Raw genomic sequence first — 17,882 nt, 5'->3', positions numbered from 1 at the left:
GCGGTTACTTCCGGTCACTTGTAACCTTCGGACAAGCCACAAGACTATCAGGGGAAAAGAAGGGTGTTGACCGGGGTGACTCACAGGTGTCTTGCTGCAACTGGTGGCTGGAGAAGGGGACAAGGAAAGGTGAAAAACGAGCTTGAGGGACTCCCGGTAGTACAGTTTGTCGGGGAAAACAAGAGCAGCATCGAGAAGACGGTTGCCAGGGAATTCTCCCTCACCATTGTCCTGAACAACCAGGAGCTGGTAACCCTGCTCTGTTCTCCATCAGACCTGGAGTATCTGGCTGTCGGCTTCCTTCTGTCCGAGGGACTACTGGATACTAAAGATGAAATCAGGAGCATTGCCGTTGATGACCGGAGAGGCGTGGCCCGTGTCGAGACCAGGGAAGGCAAGGAATTAACGAGTGAACGCCTGGCCAAACGTTTGATAGCGTCGAGTGGTGGTAGAGGGACTTCCGCCTCTAGTGCTGCTGATGCTCAATCGCTGGCAAAGGTAGAATACAGAAGTGAAGTAACGGTGCCTGGGATATATACCCTGGTAAAGGAGTTCCAGCACCACTCCCGACTCTACCAGGCGACACACGGTGTTCACAGTGCCGCTCTGTGTGATACCGATATCCTCGTCTTCGCCGAGGATATCGGGCGGCATAATGCCATCGACAAGGTCTTTGGCAAATGCCTCATGGAGGATATACTCACAGATGGGCGGATGGTGGTTACCAGCGGCAGGGTCTCCTCGGAGATATTGCTCAAAGTAGCCAGGAGGAGAATACCCGTTATCATCTCCATAGCCGCTCCCACTGATGTAGCGGTGGAACTGGCAGGCAGTCTGGGGGTAACCCTGGTTGGCTCCGTTAGCGGGAGCAAAATGAATGTCTTCAGTTATGACTGGAGAATTCTGCGTGACGAAGAACCGGACGGCAATCCGGGTAGTAACTCATTACCGGTATTCCAGAGAAGGGAGGGAGAACGATGAAGAAACTGGCCTGTATCTTGATAGCCCTGATGATTCTGTCTCTTGTTGCCGGTTGCAGCGGCGCAGGGGAAACCGCAACCAAAGAATCCAGCGAATACTGGCCTACTGAGGGCTGGCGGACCTCAGCGCCTGAAGAGCAGGATATGGATTCGGTCAAGCTGGCCGGGGTTACCACGTATATTGAGGGTATGAATAAGGGTGGCATGTACATAGATTCCGTCGTGGTGGTTCGCCACGGCCGCATCGTGCTGGAGGAGTATCCGCGACCTGACTACGATGAGGACAAGCCGCACATCCTTCACTCGGTCACAAAGAGCTTCGTCTCCGCACTCGTAGGTATCGCCATTGAGCAGGGCTACATCGAGGGCATCCATGCCCGGATTGTCGACCTGTTTTCAGACCGTACTATGGATAACATGGACGAGCAGAAGGAGTCTATCACACTGGAAGATTACCTGACGATGAAGGCGGGCTACGAGTGGGAGGAATGGAAATACGCATACACTGACCAGCGTAACGATTACATTCGGGCTATCTACTACAGCAGCGATCCTGTTCAGTATGTGCTCGACCTGCCAATGATGGAGGAGCCGGGAGTTAGGTGGAACTACAATGGGGGAACCACACACCTGCTGTCTGCTCTGATAACAGAAGTCACCGGGTATGATACCCTTGATTTTGCACGGGAGCACCTGTTTAGCCCACTGGGAATAAAGGATGTGTCATGGGAACATGACCGTCACGGCATTTACTATGGCGGGGGAGGGCTATCACTAAAGCCTCGTGACGCGGCGAAGTTCGGCTATCTATATCTACACAATGGTAACTGGGACGGCAAACAGGTTGTACCGGCAGACTTCGTGGCCGAAGCCGTGAAGAGCCATTACCTTTCCTCAGCGACCAGCGGCTACGGCTACCAGAGCTGGTGGACATACCCACAGGACGGAGTGTACTACGCGGCCGGGTTGTACGGGCAGAGGATATACGTTGCCCCGGAGCTTGACCTGGTGGTCGTCTTCACTACGAGTATGAGCATAAGCGATCCCGAGTTCTGGATGCGCGAGATGCTGTTTGACTACATCATGGCGGCGTGCGACTAGGTTCGCAGTCCTGCGACCAGGGTCCAGTTGCGTGTTGCTCAGAATGACAACGGAGGGTCGGATTGCTTCGTCGCTGGTGCTCCTCGCAATGACAATCCTCTCTCCTGTCTTTGCGAGCGAAGCGAAGCAATCTACTATGTGGAGAATTGAGGTTCTGCGCCACTGACCTCAGTGGCAGTTTGCTCAAGAATGACGTGTCACCATGAGATTGCCTGCTGGCTTTGCCAGCAAGCCGAAGCCGAAGGGTCTCACCCCGCGGAACATACTGGCTGGTATCTCTGTCACTAAGTACTGGGCGCCGTACGGGGGGCAGGCACGCTGGGTTGCCGGTTTCACGCTAGCGAGACTCCCTGCGCTGATAGTACCCAATAAGCTTACTGGCAGCTCCAGCCGCTCGTTCGATGCTCGGATAGCCTGGAACGCCAGCGGCCATTAGCCCGGCCTTGACTTCTTCCATCAGCTCCCGCATCCAGGTATGGTCATCGTCGTTAATGCTGCCCTGTCCCCGCTCCTCCATCACCGCCAGCAGCGGCTTGTTTTTGAGTTCGTTCAGCCGGTACTGCTCGAGAAACGTATCCGCCGAGACCTTCCCCTGACCACCGTGGAAGTGTGCATGTACGAAGGTAATCAGTAGATCGAAGTTCGAGTTCCCGGCCATTATCTTCAGCATTTCCCCGGTATCCCAGCTTCTGTCTATCCTGATTGACATATCTGCCGGGTTGCCAATCCAGTCCCAGATTGGGCTACCCTGGGCTTTCATCTCCTCTCGAATCTCCATTGGCAACGGAATAACGTCGAGCCCGGCTTCCTCGCAGAGGTCGGCGGCAAGCACGCTACTTCCCCCGGCGCCACCGGCTACACCCACTCTTCGACCGGAGATTGACGGCAGGAAGTGGAACGCGGTGGCCACGTCCACCAGCTCGCTCGGATGCTGAGCAGAAACAGCCCCGGCCTGGCTGACCATTGTCTCCCACACTTGCATGGACCCGGCGAGGGAAGCCGTGTGAGAAGCGGTGGCCCTGACTCCCGACTGTCCCCTGCCACCCTTGACGATGATGACCGGCTTGGTGGCTGTCGTGCGGCGCAGGGTATCATAGAAACGCCTCCCGTCGCGCACGCCTTCGATGTACATCATGATTACTTTTGTCTCCGAGTCCTGCGCGAAGTACTCCAGGTAGTCAGACTCGTTGAAATCAAGGGCGTTGCCATAGCTTATAGCCTTGCTGAAGCGTAAGCCCCTTTGCGCTGCCATGTCGACGATTTCATGTATTGCCGAGCCACTCTGTGAAGCCAGTCCTACAGACCCGGACTCCGTGGGCATGCCACTGCTGAAGGATATCCGTTCGCCAGGATAATAGACGCCCATGCAATTCGGCCCAATGAGCCGAATACCCGCTTTCCTCGCCTGGTTTAGTATTTCTTTCTCAAGATCAGCGGCCTCTTTGCGTCCCGTTTCACTGAAACGAGCGGTGTAGAGGTGAATTGCCTTGACGCCCTTCGCGGCGGAGTCCGATATCATTCCCAGAACCTGTGACGCCGGAACAGACGAGATTACGTAGTCGACCACCCCAGGTATATCCTTTACGCTGGCGTAGGCCTTGATACCCATAATCTCCGTGTACTTGGGGTTGACCGGGTAGATCTGCCCCCTGTAGCCCAGTTCGACAAGAGGCGCGAGAAAACCGGATCCCCGCCCGCCGCCACCTGAAGCCCCAACCACTGCGATAGCCCTGGGGTGAAGGATTTCCTCCAATGGGTGAGTTGCCATTAATAGGACCTCCCGTAAGTGCGATGTCTACTCGGAGCCGGAGAGACATCGGTGCTGATTACTGAGACAATACTGACGTCCCTTCTGTCTACGATGATTGTACCATCCTGGAGTCGAAATGCCCAACACGTGAGCAGTGGCCTATGTCAGGATGCACAGGTCCACCGGCTGATGCCCGGGAGAATCTGATATCGGGGACATCATGTCGCTCTGCGGGTGGGACGAGGTATCATGAGGAAGAACACCCCGGAGAGAACGATTAGCACGATGAAGATGTAGAACGCCAGGCTGTAGCTATGGGTAACGTCGTAGAGATAACCTGCCAGGAGTGGGGCCGATACCGTCCCGACCACACTCAGAGACATGGTTATACCGGCAATTGTGGCGTAATTCTTCCTGCCGAACAGGTCCGCTCGCAGTGCAATCGTCAATGGGATAACACCACCATATCCCAGTCCATATACGACCACGAAGAGGTAGAGCAGCGGGAGGGTATCGGCGTTGATGAAGATGAATATTCCCACACCCTGAAGAACGCAAAGCAGAAATAGCAGTTTTTTCTTATCGAACCGGTCACCCAGCCAACCGAAAATAAATCTGCCCGGAACACTCATAAGTACCATCAGTCCGAGCACGTTGGAAGCAGTCTGGTAGGGGATGCCGATGTCCGTGAGATGAGGAATCTGGTGGACTACAATTGAGCTCAGGATGCAGGCTCTCAGCATCATCGAGACAGAATATACCCAGAAAGCGCGCGTTCTCATCGCTTCACGGACAGTAAAGCTGATGTCCTTCTGGTCCTCATCATCAGGATGGTCTTTGTTGAAACCATGCCCTGCATCAGAAGCGAAACCGGTAGACTTCCGGGATTCACCATCTGGCCGCAGACCCATATCCTCAGGGGTACTTCTGACAAGCAGGCTCAGTGGAAGGGGAATGACCAGTGTTGCCACGCCGATGATGACCGCCGCCAGTCTCCATCCGTACTGGATAATAAGCCAGGCAATCACAGGCACGAACACCGCTCCGCCGACACCGTTTCCGGTGATAAGGAAGGAAAGGGCCCTGCTCCTCTTCTTGATAAACCATTTGGCCACAGCTGCGCCGGTGGCATGCGTGTAGCCAATGTTAAAGCCTATGGAAACCAATAGAAATATTATATAGAGGCTAGGAGGGCTGTTAACCAGCTTCAGCAGGATGAAACCGGTGCCGGTGAATATTACCCCGAGGATAAGTATCCGTCTTGCCCCGAACCGGTCGGTAAGCCATCCTACAATCGGTCCCTCGATACCACCTTCGAGGCGGGACATGGAGAATACACCGGATAGCAGTGTTCTTGACCAGCCGAACTCGACCATCAACGGATTGAAGAAGGTGCTGAACCCGTAGAAGAAGGTGCCGACACCGAAGGCATTGATGATGAAACCCACCCATACTATCCACCACCCGTAGAATACCGACCTGCCCCTGGCTTTCACCTTGCTGATGATGTCTGAATTCAACGAGTTACTTCTCCAATATAGAAAGACCCGCTGGAAAGAAGACAACTCCGGCGGGTCATGTATCGCACTGCAACCGGCAACCGGTTCACACTTGCCTGAACATTCAGCATTGGTAGTGCGGTCTACCTGTAGGCAGTCTAGTGGGTTTGTGCCTTCATTGTCAACAAGCTTGACATAATAATACAAAGCAGTAGGAGTGTAATTCGAATCTTCTCGATTTATCGGCAGTGCCGCAAACGATACGCGTCTTGTGAGGTTTTCTAACCCAACTCCTTAGTGCATTGTCCTATGCGGTCCAGGGCTTCATCGATATCGGCGGAGTCTACCATGCGGTGTGTTACCGCCCGGTAACGGTTGTTGCCCCGGTAGCCGAACTTTACACCCCGCGTGTCCATCCGGCGTATGAAATCAGCACCGGAAGCAGCGAGGGCGGACTCAAACATGACGATGTTGCTCGGTACTTCCACACGGGGCACTGACAGTCCGGGAATGTTCTCCAGACCGCGTGCCAGGCGGCGCGCGTTGGCGTGGTCCTCGGAGAGCCGGTTCACCGTGGTCTGGAGTGCCACGATACCTGCGGCGGCAATAACCCCGGCCTGGCGCATACCACCGCCGACCATTTTGCGCCACTTTCGGGCGCTTTCTATGAACTCTCTGGTGCCGCAGAGCATGGAACCCACCGGGGCGCTGAGTCCTTTGGAGAGGCAGAAACAGACGGAGTCGACATCTCTGGTAAGGTCGCTGGCAGGCACACCCAGAGCGATAGCGGCATTGAAGATGCGCGCTCCATCGAGATGGACACGAAAGTCGTGACCGTGAGCCAGCGAGACAACAGAGGATGTGAAATCGGGCGTCAGGACGGAGCCGCCGCAACGATTGTGGGTGTTTTCCAGGCACAGCAGGGCGGTCCGGGGGAAATGTATGTCCCTGCTGCGGATGGCCCGCTCAATTGAATCGAGGTCCATCCGGCCCTCGCTATCATTTGGTACCGTGCGCAGCATGACCCCTCCCAGAGCGGATGCCCCGCCAACCTCGTACCAGAAGATGTGGGCTTCGCTGCCAACGATAACCTCTTCTCCGGGGCGTGTCTGGGCCAGTATAGCGAGAAGATTGCCCATTGTACCGCTGGTGGTGAACAGGGCTGCTTCCTTGCCAAGCATCTCGGACGTCATCTGCTCAAGCCGGTTTACTGTAGGGTCTTCCCCGTAGACGTCATCACCAAGTTCTGCTTCATACATGGCACGGCGCATCTCGTCTGTGGGGAGGGTTACGGTATCACTACGCAGGTCAATAACCTTCACTGATATCTCCTCTCCTGCCGGTAGTGCCCCCTCGCTTCCAGAGGGGACCGGGATGAAGTGTACTGGCACAAGTATTGGTACACACAGAATCGAGTTTAATCTTCGCCTGATGGATTGTCAACGAGGTGTTGTAGGGGGTACAGTATATTAGCATGGTGCTGAATAAGGGGAGTCCAGGCAAGGAAAACCGCGACAGAAATCCATTCAAAGGTACAGGAGATGCGGTTTGAATGGGAGTGTTCGCAGGTGTGGCTGCCTTGCGTCTCTGGTAGAAAACCATGTGGCAGGCCGGTACTTGTGAATCGAGAAGAAGTCTGGCAGAGGGGGATTCATGGGACTTTCTCAGGGAAGACACGGCGTTATTGTCATTCACGGTATCAGTGATAACGAGCAACGGGGAGAGCTACTGGCGAGTGTAACCAACTCCCTGGCGGATTCCCTGCTGGAGTCGCCGGCAGGGCAGGGGACAGATTCGCCGGCATATCCGGTGATTAAGCGGGAGACGGACATAACATCGGACCCGCCTTCGGCCACCCTGTACATCAGGGCACCGGATAGCACTGAAGCTACCTGGGTCTGCAAGGAGGCGTTCTGGGCAGATGCCTTCCCGGCACCGTTGGCGTCTTCGGTGCTACGCTGGCTATGGCCACAGATTGGTAGTCAGTTGAGGTATGCCTGGGAGGGTTTCTGGAGGGACCCGGCTAATAACGAGAAATACCGTCCGGAGGGTCGTCAGGCACCCGAGAAATCCCACTGGAGGGCTTACGCTTTCACAAACTGTGTCTACCGAGCGGAACTGCTCGCGATGGGTCTCTTGCTACTACCACTCTCGGTTGTGGTGCCGGTGGCCCTTTTCTTCATATGGCCTCTCTACTGGATGCCCCGGCTGCAATTCCTGGCACGCTTTCTGGACTGGCTCCACAAGATGGACCCGTTCCTGAGCCGCAGTCTCGGAGATGTGAGGCGTTACATCGAGCATGGCATGTGGTCGGCGAGTGCCAGAGGAAGGTTGGAGAGCATCGTTATCGACATGCTGAATGATAAGTTCGGGAAGGTGGAGGATATCACTATCATAGCTCACTCCATGGGGGCAGTGGTGGCCTACGATGCCCTCGGGGAAGGTGGCAGGATTGCACAGGTGGTGGAGCAGTTGGGAGCCAGCGGGAAGCGGAAAAAGCTCACCTTTGTGACTATAGGTAGTGGAATCAACCAGGTCTTTCGTATGGTCCGAAAATCAAACCTTTATGCACAGATGCAGTTCCGCCGACCTCTAGCCAGGCAGATAACCGGATTCGAGCCCGGTACCGGTCAGAAGTCCGCGTCCTTGCAGGAACGGTTCTTCTGGCTGGATATCTATGCTCGCTTCGACCCGGTGCCGGCGGGCGACCTTGATGACGAAATCATCGAGCAGGCACAGGTCCACAAAGACCAGGTAAAACGGCGCAGGGTTATCAATCTGGATAATCCGGTGCGAGACCACAGCTACTACTGGAAGAACCATGCTCTGGTGATGCCCCGTATTGCCAGGGCAATAAACGGTGGTGCCGAGTACCCCTGGCCGGAAGCGGGCATTACCGACAAGAAGGTGAAACGGCATATTCAAGCGGTGGCTATGCTTGCTCTGCTGCGGTTGTTGATGGCCATCGTAGTAGTGGGGTGTCTGGTGATGGGCGGACTCACTCTGACCGGTGTATTGACCATCCTGTCGTATGTGGTCTGGCTCTTCTTCGCATTGCTTGCAGTCGGTGCCTATCAGTTTATCAGGTCTTCCCGGTTTGGTGACATCTCGTAGCAGGAAGAAAAAGGAGACAGACCGGAGCCGGTTTCCTTGACTGAGGTTCCCATGCATTATATGCTGATAGTACCTTCTCACAGCCTGTCTCGGAGCGTAAAGGAGGCGGGATTTGAACAGCATAAGAATCGATCTGGAACGTACCCTGGGCGCAATCGACCGCAACATCTTCGGCGGGTTTGCGGAACACCTGGGCCGCTGTATCTACGGCGGAATCTACGAGCCGGACTCTCCATTAGCCGACGAGCACGGTCTGCGGACCGACGTGCTCGATGCTCTCCGCCGGCTGCGGATGCCGCTGATACGGTATCCCGGCGGGAATTTCGCCTCTGGATACCGCTGGCGGGATGGAATTGGACCGGTCCCGGAACGCCCCGCCCGGGCTGACCTTGCCTGGTTTGTCACTGACCCAAATCACTTCGGGACCGACGAGTTTGTCCGTTTCTGTCGCAAGCTTGGTTCAGAACCGTATCTCGTGGTCAACTGCGGTGACGGCGATATGAGGGAGGCCCGTGACTGGGTGGAATACTGCAACGGCACGCAGGACTCAGCCCTGGTGAGGTTGCGGCATGAGCACGGATTTCCAGAACCACACAAGGTAAGGTACTGGGGTATCGGCAACGAGGTGGACGGCCCCTGGCAGATCGGCCACAAGACTCCGCAGGAATACGCGCGGGCCTTTGCCGAGTTCGGCAAGGTGATGAAGTGGGTGGACCCGGACATCAAGCTGGTTGCATCGGCGGTCTCGCTCTGGGGAGAGGACTTCGTGGAGCGTGGGCAGCTGCTCCTGGAGCAGGCGGGCGACCTGATTGACTATATGGCCCTGCACTGGTATGTGGGCAATCCGCAGGACGACTTCACCTTCTATATGGCCCGCTCTGAGTTCATCGAGGAGCGTCTCTGCGCCTATGAAGGCCTGATCCGAGTTGTCTGCATCGAGAGGGGCATCAGGCGACCGGTCCATATCGCTGTTGATGAGTGGAACGTCTGGTACCGGGAACGCCCGTCATCTGACACCGGGCCAAAAGACAGGAACCAGCTGGAGGAGACCTACAACCTGGAGGATGCGCTGGTTGTGGCGACGCACCTGAATGCCTTTGTACGGCACGCCTCCACAGTGCGAATGGCCAACCTTGCCCAGATTGTGAACGTGATTGCTCCCATCTTCACCAGACCGGATGGCCTGGTGTTGCAGACAATCTTCTACCCCTTCGAGATGTACAGTCGGACTTGTGGACCGGCGGCGCTCGATGTATGGTGGGAGGGGGAAACGTTCACTGGCGGGAGGCGCACGGGTGTCCGCATACTTGACGTCTCGGCGACTATTGACGAAAAGAAGAAGGAGTTGGTCCTCTACGTTGTCAACCGAAGCAGGACCCAACCGATGGAGACGACCATCTCACTGTTTGACGGCCGCTTTGCCGGGGATGCTCGTGCTTATGTGGTCAATGGTACGGACATCAAATCGGAAAACACCTTCGACACGCCAGACCAGGTAATGACGCGCGAGAGCTCTCTCGTTGTTGAAGGCCCTTCCATGACCTACACATTCGAGCCGCATTCGGTGACGGCTCTGGTATATTCGGTGGGTCGGTAGGAATCCAAGATTCTGAATATGCAGTTAAAATGACTCTTGACAGGAATCCAGTGTTCTGTCCATAAGGCGTGACGCAGAGCTGGTCCAGTAACTGTCGAGTCTGTTGGGAGGTCGGATAAGTGAATGCAAGGCAGGGAGAAAACTCGCGGTCACCATTGGCTTTCAACGTGATGGTCAAGCCGCGTGGTGCGGTATGCAACCTTGACTGCCAGTACTGCTACTACCTGCGTAAGGAGCAGCTCTACCCCGATGGCGACTTCCGTATGGATGATGACATGCTCGAGGCGTTTACTCGCCAGTATATCAGGGCGCAGCAGGTACCGGAGGTGACCTTTGCCTGGCAGGGTGGTGAGCCGCTGCTGGCAGGACTGGAATTCTTTGAGCGTGCGCTACAGTTCCAGCAGAAGTACAGTCGGCCGGGCATGATAATCAAGAATGCTGTGCAGACCAACGGGGTTCTCCTCGATGACGAGTGGTGCCGGTTCTTCAAGAGGTATGACTTCCTTGTCGGTATCAGTATTGACGGACCTCATGAAATGCATGATGCCTACCGGGTTGATAAAGGGGGCCAGCCGACCCTTGACCGGGTAATGGCCGGTGTGGAGTATCTAAACAAGCACAACGTTGATTTCAACACGTTAACCTGTGTTCATGCCGCTAATGTTGACTACCCGCTTGAGGTGTACCGGTTCCTGCGTGGCAAGGTGGAGGCGCACTTCATGCAGTTCATTCCTATCGTCCTGAGGGACAACGAGACCGGCTTTCAGGAAGGTAATGCCCTGACACCGCACTCGGTCACGGGAAAGCAGTACGGCTCTTTCCTGAAGACTATCTTTGATGAGTGGGTCCGGCGTGATGTCGGGACGGTCTTCGTGCAGATATTCGATGTTGCCCTTGCTGCCTGGGCGGGAGAAAGCCCCGGTCTGTGCATCTTCGATGAGACCTGCGGCACCGCCATGGTACTGGAGCATAACGGTGACCTCTATTCGTGCGACCATTTCGTGGAGCCGCGTTATTACCTGGACAACATTAGCTCGCGAGACCTTACTGAACTGGTAACGTCGGAGCAACAGGTCCGTTTCAGTCATGCCAAGCGTGATTCTCTGCCCGGGTACTGTCGTGAATGCAGTGTAAAGTTCATTTGTAACGGCGGTTGCCCCAAGAACCGCATTCTTTCCACACCGGACGGTGAACCGGGGCTGAACTACCTGTGCGAAGGATACCGGGACCTGTTTGCCCATATTGGTCCGACGATGCAGTACATGGCCGAGGAGTTACGGGAAGGCCGTTCCCCGGCAAACATAATGTACGTAATAGCACAGCAGGACGCTCGGCTCCATATGAGGTTCGCTACGGCACAGCGCAACGACCCCTGCCCCTGCGGCAGCGGACTTAAATTCAAGAACTGCCACGGTCGGTAGTGCCACTTCTCCAGGTCAGTAAACGAGGTGATGGCAGTAAGGCTGACCATCCCACATCATACGGGCGAGGTGCGATGTAACACGATGAATGGCCACCTGTTCGGGTGCTGCACAAAGACGGAATTGCCAGTGATGGCACGATATTTACAGAATGCTTTGCAGTATGCTCTACATTACTTTCACTGAAGGAAGAAGTGTGAAAAAAACACGCAGGCCTGTGATTGGCGGAATCCTGACAATAGTCTCCGGAGCTCTTGCTTCATTAGGGGCTGTCAACTATGCTGTTGGGCTTGGCAATATAAGCGGACTTGGTAAGGGAGATATACCTCCGTTTGTACCGAGCATTATCTTTGGAGTACCTGTTCTGTCAATTGTTATCGGGGTACTTGCTCTGGCAGGTGGGGTTCTTGCCATGCAGAGAAAGAAGTGGAAATGGTCACTTGCCGGTTCAATTGCAGGTACATTGTCGGTGCTTCCATTGGGAATACCGGCCATCATACTTATAGCTCTATCTAAAGACGAGTTTGAATAGTGTGGAATACTTTGTTTACAAAGCTCTGAAGCTATACGTTGGACTATGCAGTATATTGCTATCTCCGGAAGCCCCTTGAACGCAGCCATTTACATGAAACACGTTCGGAAATTTGACAACCGGCCTATGGGTGTAGTATAATATTGTTTAGTTGTGATGGCAGAAGGTCTCCTTTTTGGAGGCCTTTCTTATTTTATCTCACCTGCTGTGGTAATATACTGCTATCATAGTATGCATCGGTCGGCTCGGTAAATCCTGCATTCTTCCCTATCCGGGCGGTGCATAGCTGCAAGACGGGAGGTTAGTGAAATGCCAGTTGTAGCTGAAGACAGCAGTATCAAGATTGTGCAGCTTGATGTCGGTGGTGGAATGGTCTCCAACGCCTACTTACTCGTCTGTCAGGAGACCGGGGACAGCGTTATCGTCGATGCCCCCGGAGATGCCGGTAAGATTCTGGAGCAGGCAAAGGGTACCAGCCCCAGGTATATCCTGATAACGCACAATCACTTCGACCACCTTGGTGCCCTTGTTCAGTTACGTTCGCAGTTGCAGATTCCCGTGGCCGCTCATCCTCTGGATGCCTTGCCTTCGTCGCCGGATATCCTGCTCAACGATGGCGATATCGTTTCCTTCGGCAAGATAGAGCTCAAGGTACTGCACACACCGGGCCATACACCCGGGGGAATTTGCTTCTATACCGATAAACACCTCGTATCCGGGGATACGCTATTCCCCGGGGGGCCGGGTAAGACAGGGTCACCGGACGCGTTCCGGCAGATAGTCGAGTCAATAACTGATAAGCTGCTGGTACTGCCCGACGATACCAAAGTGTATTCGGGGCATGGTGACCCGACTGTGCTCAAGAAAGAAAAAGAAGAAATCGCCGTTTTCAAATCGCGGAGTCACACTCCGAACCTGTGCGGTGATGTGCTCTGGCTGTCTTCCTAGTGCCTGGTAATGGCTGAACTGCCTACCGCCAGAGCTCCTCACGGTGGAATGCCTCGGCCAGTTCGAACCCCGAGCCCTCCGACATAAGGCGGTAGCGCTCTCTCATGCGTTGCTCCATCTCGGGGAAGCGGTCAGGGTTTATCTGACTTTTATGACAGGCCAGGGCGGCTAACTTGATATCAAAGGTATCGGTGATATCCAGGTGGTAGTTGGTGTCCGGTGAGCCCCACAGCAGGACCTCTCTGACCCGGTGTGGTTCGAAGCCCTGCTCGTGCAGGTCAGGATAGGCATGGACGTCTCTGGCATAGGGAAAGATGGCATCCATGACTACCCGCCCGACAATCCGATGGTCCCTGTGCCAGATGTACTTGCGGTATGGGTCGGCGGTAACCACGGTATTCGGCCGGTATTTCCGTATCATGCGCACAAGCTCTTTTCGGAACTCGGGGGTATCCTCCAATCCCGCGTCCGGGTATCGCAGGAATACCACCTCACGTACACCCAGCAACTCCGCCGCCGCCAGTTGCTCCTCCTCACGGGTCCTGGCTAGCTCTGCCGGGTCCACGTCGGGGTCGCTGGTGCCCTTGTCTCCGTTGGTGCAGACGACGTATACAACATCCTTGCCCTCCCTCACCCAGTTAACCACCGTACCGGCCACGCCGAACTCGGCATCGTCCGGATGTGGTGTGAACACTAATGCATGAACAGGTTTTACAGTATCCATAAATCTCCTCTGAACTAAGTACAAACATATATTGTATAATATCCGAGGGAGCGGACACAATTCTCACGAGGGGAGATTACTACGGAATGCTTGATAGTGGCTACATAATTCGGAACTACCGCCCTGAGGATATTCACTCTTTCGTGCGTCTGAGGAACGACTCCGCCGAGTTGTCACCCGATACAGGCTACCTGTCTCCAGACGTCATACGGGAGAGTCTCGACCGACCGGGCTATACACCGGAGCACGACCTGTTTGTCGCTGATAAAGGTGGTGAGTTGGTGGGTTACCTGGACATAAACGCTGAGCCGAAGATAGGCCGGGTGGTCCTGGACTGTCTGATTGGACCACAACACCGCAGGCGTGGTCTGGCACACAGGCTATTCCAGCAGGCAGTTGTGCGGGCCATAGCCCTGGGAATAGAAGTAGCCCACGTGAATGTACGGGATGAAAATGCATTGGCCCGAGTGGTCCTGGAACAGGCTGGCTTCCAGGTCATACGCCGCTCGATAGAGCTTATAGTGGACCCGGTGCGGCTGCCCGAGCCGGTCCGGAGTGCGTTGCCGATACGTCCCCTGGGCACTGACGAGGTGCATATACTGACCGACATTCAGAATCGTTCATTCACCGGCACCTGGGGGTTCAGTCCCAATACAACTGAAGAGATAAGCTACGCTACTCACAACGGCAGTGCTACTGAAGGCGTCCGCATTGCTATGGATGGAGAGAGACCCGTCGGGTACTGCTGGGTAAGGATACAGGAGAACGGAAGGGGTAAGATCTGGGGTAGGATTGGCATGCTCGGTGTTGACCCGGACTACCGTGGGAAGGGTCTTGGCCGGGAGCTACTGCTGGACGGGCTGTCCTATCTCAAAGAGAAGGGCTTCAAGACAGCTCAAATCACCGTTGATAGCGAGAACACTGTCGCCTGCGCCCTCTATCAGTCGGTCGGCTTTACACACAGGGACACCAGCCTGTGGTATGAGAAGTCCCTGGACTAGGCCGAACCGACCAGGCGGTCGGTAAGCACTCGGTCACACTCCTCGGCGATCATTTCGGCAATATTTGCCCAGTCGAATCGGGCGACCGACTCCACTATGAAGGCTTTGTCGCTGTTGCCACCGTGCGGTCTCGCAAGGAGCCGGGATATCCTGTCGGCCAGCAATTCAGGTGTGTTGTCCGCCACCACGTAGCCTGTCTTGCCATCGATGACGATGTTCTCCATGTCACCCACCCTGGTGGTCACCACCGGCGTGCCGCAGGCGAGTGACTCCAGGGCAACCAGCCCGAAGCTCTCGTAGTACGAGGGCATGACGGTAACATCAGCGGCGCTGTAGTAGCAGGGAAGCCTCTCCTGCTTCACCAGTTCCTGGAAACTGACCGAGTCCTCTATCCCGAGGGAGCGACACAGACTCTTCAGTTGGTCTACATCGTCTCGACTGCACGCGTCGCCGCCGATGACGATCAGCTTCAGATTAGGCGTGTCCCTGAGCAGGCCTACCGCCTGTATCAGCCTGTCTATCCCCTTGAGCGGTTCGATCCTGCCGACGAAGAGGACTACCTTGTCCTCCTCGCTGAGACCGAGATATCGGCGGGCTTCGCCAGTGTCAGTTGGCTGGAACCGGTCAAGGTTGACGCCGCAAGGAATAACGCTGATCCGGTCAGGATTGGCCGAGTAGTTAGCGATGAGCTGCGCTTTGTCGCGCTCCGTAGCGATGATGATGCGCTGGCTGTCCCCGATCAGGTTCCTCTCCGCCTCGATGCGTAGCTCCGGCTCATCCTCACCGATACCGAGAGCGTTCTTGACAGCGCCCAGGGTGTGGAACATGGTCATGTGCGGGACATTCCACCAACATTGCAGCAGCTTGCCTGCCCAGCCTGAGAGCCAGTAGTGGCTGAAGACCAGGTCATAACACAGGTTGTGTTCCCGGCGGAAGTCCTCTAGGTTGCAGACGAAGTCCGGCAGGTAGGCATAGACCATCAGCTTGTGAATGTCCTCGAAGTCACCGGCTTGCAAGTGTATCAAACGAGCGTTATCGCTGATTTCCACCACCTGGTCGTCATTGGGGTCGTGGACACGCGTATAGATGTCAACCAGGTGCCCCTGACTGCCGAGATGGCTGGCCAATTCGCGGACATAGACATTCATACCGCCGGTGTCCTTGGCCCCGAGGTTGCCCACCGGACAGCTATGGGCGCAGAGTAAAGCCAGCTTCATCGGTCGGACGGTCATCGAACTCCTGTATCGCGCGTGGTGTCAGGCAATAGTGATCCGGCAGCGGTAGAGTTGGACCTCCTGACCACCGAGGTGGTGCTTGTAGTGCTCGTTGCCCTTGAGAAAATCAAACCTCTTCCTGCCCCTCTCAATGCTATCCTTGATGAACAGAGCCTTGGAGAGCACTCCGACGCTCAACGGACTGTACTCGGGATCGAAGGCGCTGTTGTACAGGTATATAATACCATTGTAGTCGAAAACGATGATTACCGCCACCGCCACTCCGTCCAGTTCGAGGATGCCGGACCTGAGCAGACCAGCCCGGGACATCGCCACCATCATCGATTGGAAGAATCCCTCCATCTCACCGGTCATGAAGGCGGCCTTGTCTTCCTGGCTTTTACCAAAGAGTTCCAGGAAGGTGTCCATGAATCCCGGTACAGACTCAACATCGCTGATGAAACGGTAGTTCACGCTACCGGTCTCTTCCAGTCTTCTCAGCTTCCTTCTGACCTCGTGGCGCTGCTTGGAGTTCAGGAACTGCAGGTACTCCTCCCAGGTGGGCGGCAGGTCTCGTTCCAGGGAGATATCTTCCTCCTGGCAGGATACTTCGTGCCCGAGTTGCCGTGCCGTTTCTATCATCGTAGACATGACCACCGAATCAGGTCGGACAGAACCGAGGTCGAGGAGGCTGACACCTTTTTGCTTCATAGTATTAAGCAAGGCAGTGCAGAAAACGCTCTCTTTGCCGGGGGCAGTAATGAAGTCCGCGTAGTCGCAAACATCAGGGCTGCCGATAATGGAGGCTTTTCCCTCCGAGATTAGCAGTGGAGCAATACCGATGACGTTCTCGTCCTCTCGGCCAACCAGGAAGGAAGGATGTATCTCAGGAGCAAATGACTGCTGCCATTCATTCAGCCATGGGGGTAGCACGAAGAGAGTGTCCCAACGTAAATCATTACGATGGCTTTCCCAGAAACGGGCAAACCAGTCGAAGGTTTCATCGGTGATAGTATAGTCCATAGGCGTAAATACCAGTGTAACACGGGCTCAGGGTGGAAGCAACGAGGCCCCAGCCGTCAGGTTGCAGGGCAGGGGATGGAGAGGAGAGCCGCCTGCTGTACCAGTTTATATACTGTGCTTTGCACGGGTATTCCTGACGGGCAGATAACGCTTGTCGTCTGGTGAGGTATCGTCTATACTTTCTGCTATACACAGAGGTTATTAACCGGGGAGGGAACCATGAACAATCTGGAAATCTGCCGTATGACTGCATGGGAAATGCGGGAGGCGATTGCTGCCGGGGAGCTTTCCCCCGTAGAAGTGGTGAATGCTGTCCTTGACCGTATCGAGCAGCTTAACCCGAAGGTGAATGCCTACTGCACTGTGGTCGCTGACAGCGCCCGTAAGGAAGCACAGCAGGCGGAAGCCAGAGTACTGAGGAAAGAGGAACTTGGCCCGTTGCATGGAGTACCGGTGTCCATCAAGGACCTGGTCTTCACCAGGGGTATTCGCACTACCGGCGGTTCTCGGCTGTACGAGGACTTTGTTCCGGAGCAGGACTCAATAGTCGTTGAGCGTCTGAAAAAGGCCGGAGCAATCGTCATCGGGAAGACCAACACACCGGAGTTCGGATGGGTTGCCGTGACCGATAATGACATATTTGGACCGACACGCAACCCCTGGAATCTTGAATGTACCCCTGGGGGTTCGAGCGGTGGCGCAGCCTGTGCTGTGGCGCTGAGCATGGGGCCGCTGGCCATCGGGAGTGACGGTGGTGGCTCAATCCGAATTCCCAGCAGCCTGTGTGGTGTCTTCGGTATAAAACCGTCCTACGGGCGTGTTCCCGCTTCCCCGGGCTTCCCGGGCCTCTGGGAGGGGTTGTCTGTCACCGGGCCGATAACGCGTACCGTCAGGGATGCAGCCCTGGCAATGGAAATCATCGCGGGTAGGGATGACAGGGACCACTTCTCTCTGCCGGACACGCATCTGAGCTATCTG

Annotated in this window: 15 protein-coding genes; 9 read left to right on the top strand and 6 right to left on the bottom strand. The window is 55.4% G+C overall.

All coding sequences use genetic code 11. The annotated features are described in order from the left end of the window. Nucleotides 1-129: 129 nt before the first annotated feature. Together fdhD and VMW13_03845 are read left to right on the top strand one after the other, a co-directional pair. A complete protein-coding gene (gene fdhD, locus VMW13_03850) occupies nucleotides 130-981 on the top strand; it encodes a formate dehydrogenase accessory sulfurtransferase FdhD (GenBank protein HUV43947.1) in 852 nt (283 codons plus the stop codon). Beyond that, entirely contained in the window at nucleotides 978-2,081 is a 1,104-nt protein-coding gene (locus VMW13_03845; GenBank protein HUV43946.1) for a serine hydrolase, read from the top strand. Before fdhD ends, VMW13_03845 begins: the two co-directional genes overlap by 4 nt. 337 nt (nucleotides 2,082-2,418) lie before the next feature. Here VMW13_03845 and VMW13_03840 read toward each other — a convergent pair whose 3' ends face one another. From VMW13_03840 to ltaE, 3 genes are all read right to left on the bottom strand, one after another. Further along, on the bottom strand, nucleotides 2,419-3,849 hold the full coding sequence (locus VMW13_03840; GenBank protein ID HUV43945.1) for a CoA-binding protein: 1,431 nt from the start codon (nucleotides 3,847-3,849) through the stop codon (nucleotides 2,419-2,421). Nucleotides 3,850-4,049: 200 nt separating this feature from the next. Next, nucleotides 4,050-5,351, bottom strand: coding sequence for an MFS transporter (locus tag VMW13_03835; GenBank protein ID HUV43944.1), 1,302 nt, complete (start codon nucleotides 5,349-5,351; stop codon nucleotides 4,050-4,052). A gap of 260 nt (nucleotides 5,352-5,611) precedes the next feature. Continuing rightward, nucleotides 5,612-6,652, bottom strand: a complete 1,041-nt coding sequence (gene ltaE / locus VMW13_03830) for a low-specificity L-threonine aldolase (GenBank protein ID HUV43943.1) — start codon at nucleotides 6,650-6,652, stop codon at nucleotides 5,612-5,614. Between the two features lie 331 nt (nucleotides 6,653-6,983). On the opposite strand from ltaE, the gene VMW13_03825 reads away from it, so the two are divergent. The 5 genes from VMW13_03825 to VMW13_03805 all read left to right on the top strand — a co-directional run bounded on the left by VMW13_03825 (nucleotide 6,984) and on the right by VMW13_03805 (nucleotide 12,942). Continuing rightward, nucleotides 6,984-8,444, top strand: a complete 1,461-nt coding sequence (locus tag VMW13_03825) for a hypothetical protein (GenBank protein HUV43942.1) — start codon at nucleotides 6,984-6,986, stop codon at nucleotides 8,442-8,444. 112 nt (nucleotides 8,445-8,556) lie between these two features. Beyond that, nucleotides 8,557-10,041 (top strand): alpha-L-arabinofuranosidase C-terminal domain-containing protein, encoded by a 1,485-nt coding sequence (locus VMW13_03820; protein ID HUV43941.1) that lies wholly within the window; start codon nucleotides 8,557-8,559, stop codon nucleotides 10,039-10,041. A gap of 119 nt (nucleotides 10,042-10,160) precedes the next feature. Further along, nucleotides 10,161-11,462 carry an anaerobic sulfatase maturase gene (locus tag VMW13_03815; protein ID HUV43940.1) on the top strand — a complete coding sequence of 434 codons (1,302 nt, stop codon included), beginning with the start codon at nucleotides 10,161-10,163 and terminating at the stop codon, nucleotides 11,460-11,462. 163 nt (nucleotides 11,463-11,625) lie between these two features. Continuing rightward, nucleotides 11,626-11,994 carry a hypothetical protein gene (locus VMW13_03810; GenBank protein ID HUV43939.1) on the top strand — a complete coding sequence of 123 codons (369 nt, stop codon included), beginning with the start codon at nucleotides 11,626-11,628 and terminating at the stop codon, nucleotides 11,992-11,994. A 309-nt stretch (nucleotides 11,995-12,303) separates the two neighbouring features. Beyond that, nucleotides 12,304-12,942: an MBL fold metallo-hydrolase gene (locus VMW13_03805; protein HUV43938.1), complete on the top strand. Its 639-nt coding sequence runs from the start codon at nucleotides 12,304-12,306 to the stop codon at nucleotides 12,940-12,942. Nucleotides 12,943-12,964: 22 nt separating this feature from the next. Here the strand turns inward: VMW13_03805 and VMW13_03800 are convergent, their stop codons facing one another. Next, nucleotides 12,965-13,666, bottom strand: a complete 702-nt coding sequence (locus VMW13_03800; GenBank protein HUV43937.1) for a PIG-L deacetylase family protein — start codon at nucleotides 13,664-13,666, stop codon at nucleotides 12,965-12,967. 86 nt (nucleotides 13,667-13,752) lie between these two features. On the opposite strand from VMW13_03800, the gene VMW13_03795 reads away from it, so the two are divergent. Next, entirely contained in the window at nucleotides 13,753-14,667 is a 915-nt protein-coding gene (locus VMW13_03795) for a GNAT family N-acetyltransferase (protein ID HUV43936.1), read from the top strand. Here VMW13_03795 and VMW13_03790 read toward each other — a convergent pair. Both VMW13_03790 and VMW13_03785 read right to left on the bottom strand, forming a co-directional pair. Beyond that, complete coding sequence (locus VMW13_03790; protein ID HUV43935.1) at nucleotides 14,664-15,899, bottom strand: glycosyltransferase; 1,236 nt, start codon at nucleotides 15,897-15,899, stop codon at nucleotides 14,664-14,666. The genes VMW13_03795 and VMW13_03790 overlap by 4 nt on opposite strands. Before the next feature lie 24 nt (nucleotides 15,900-15,923). Continuing rightward, nucleotides 15,924-16,904 carry a GNAT family N-acetyltransferase gene (locus VMW13_03785; protein ID HUV43934.1) on the bottom strand — a complete coding sequence of 327 codons (981 nt, stop codon included), beginning with the start codon at nucleotides 16,902-16,904 and terminating at the stop codon, nucleotides 15,924-15,926. A 219-nt stretch (nucleotides 16,905-17,123) separates the two neighbouring features. Here VMW13_03785 and VMW13_03780 point away from each other — a divergent pair. Then, on the top strand, nucleotides 17,124-17,882 hold a 759-nt coding region (locus VMW13_03780; protein ID HUV43933.1), incomplete at its 3' end, for an amidase.

This window comes from Dehalococcoidales bacterium, from assembly GCA_035529395.1.
Classification (GTDB): Bacteria; Chloroflexota; Dehalococcoidia; order Dehalococcoidales; family Fen-1064; genus DUES01.
Note: the sequence above shows the minus strand (reverse complement) of the source record. Positions and strands in the feature narration are given on the sequence as shown.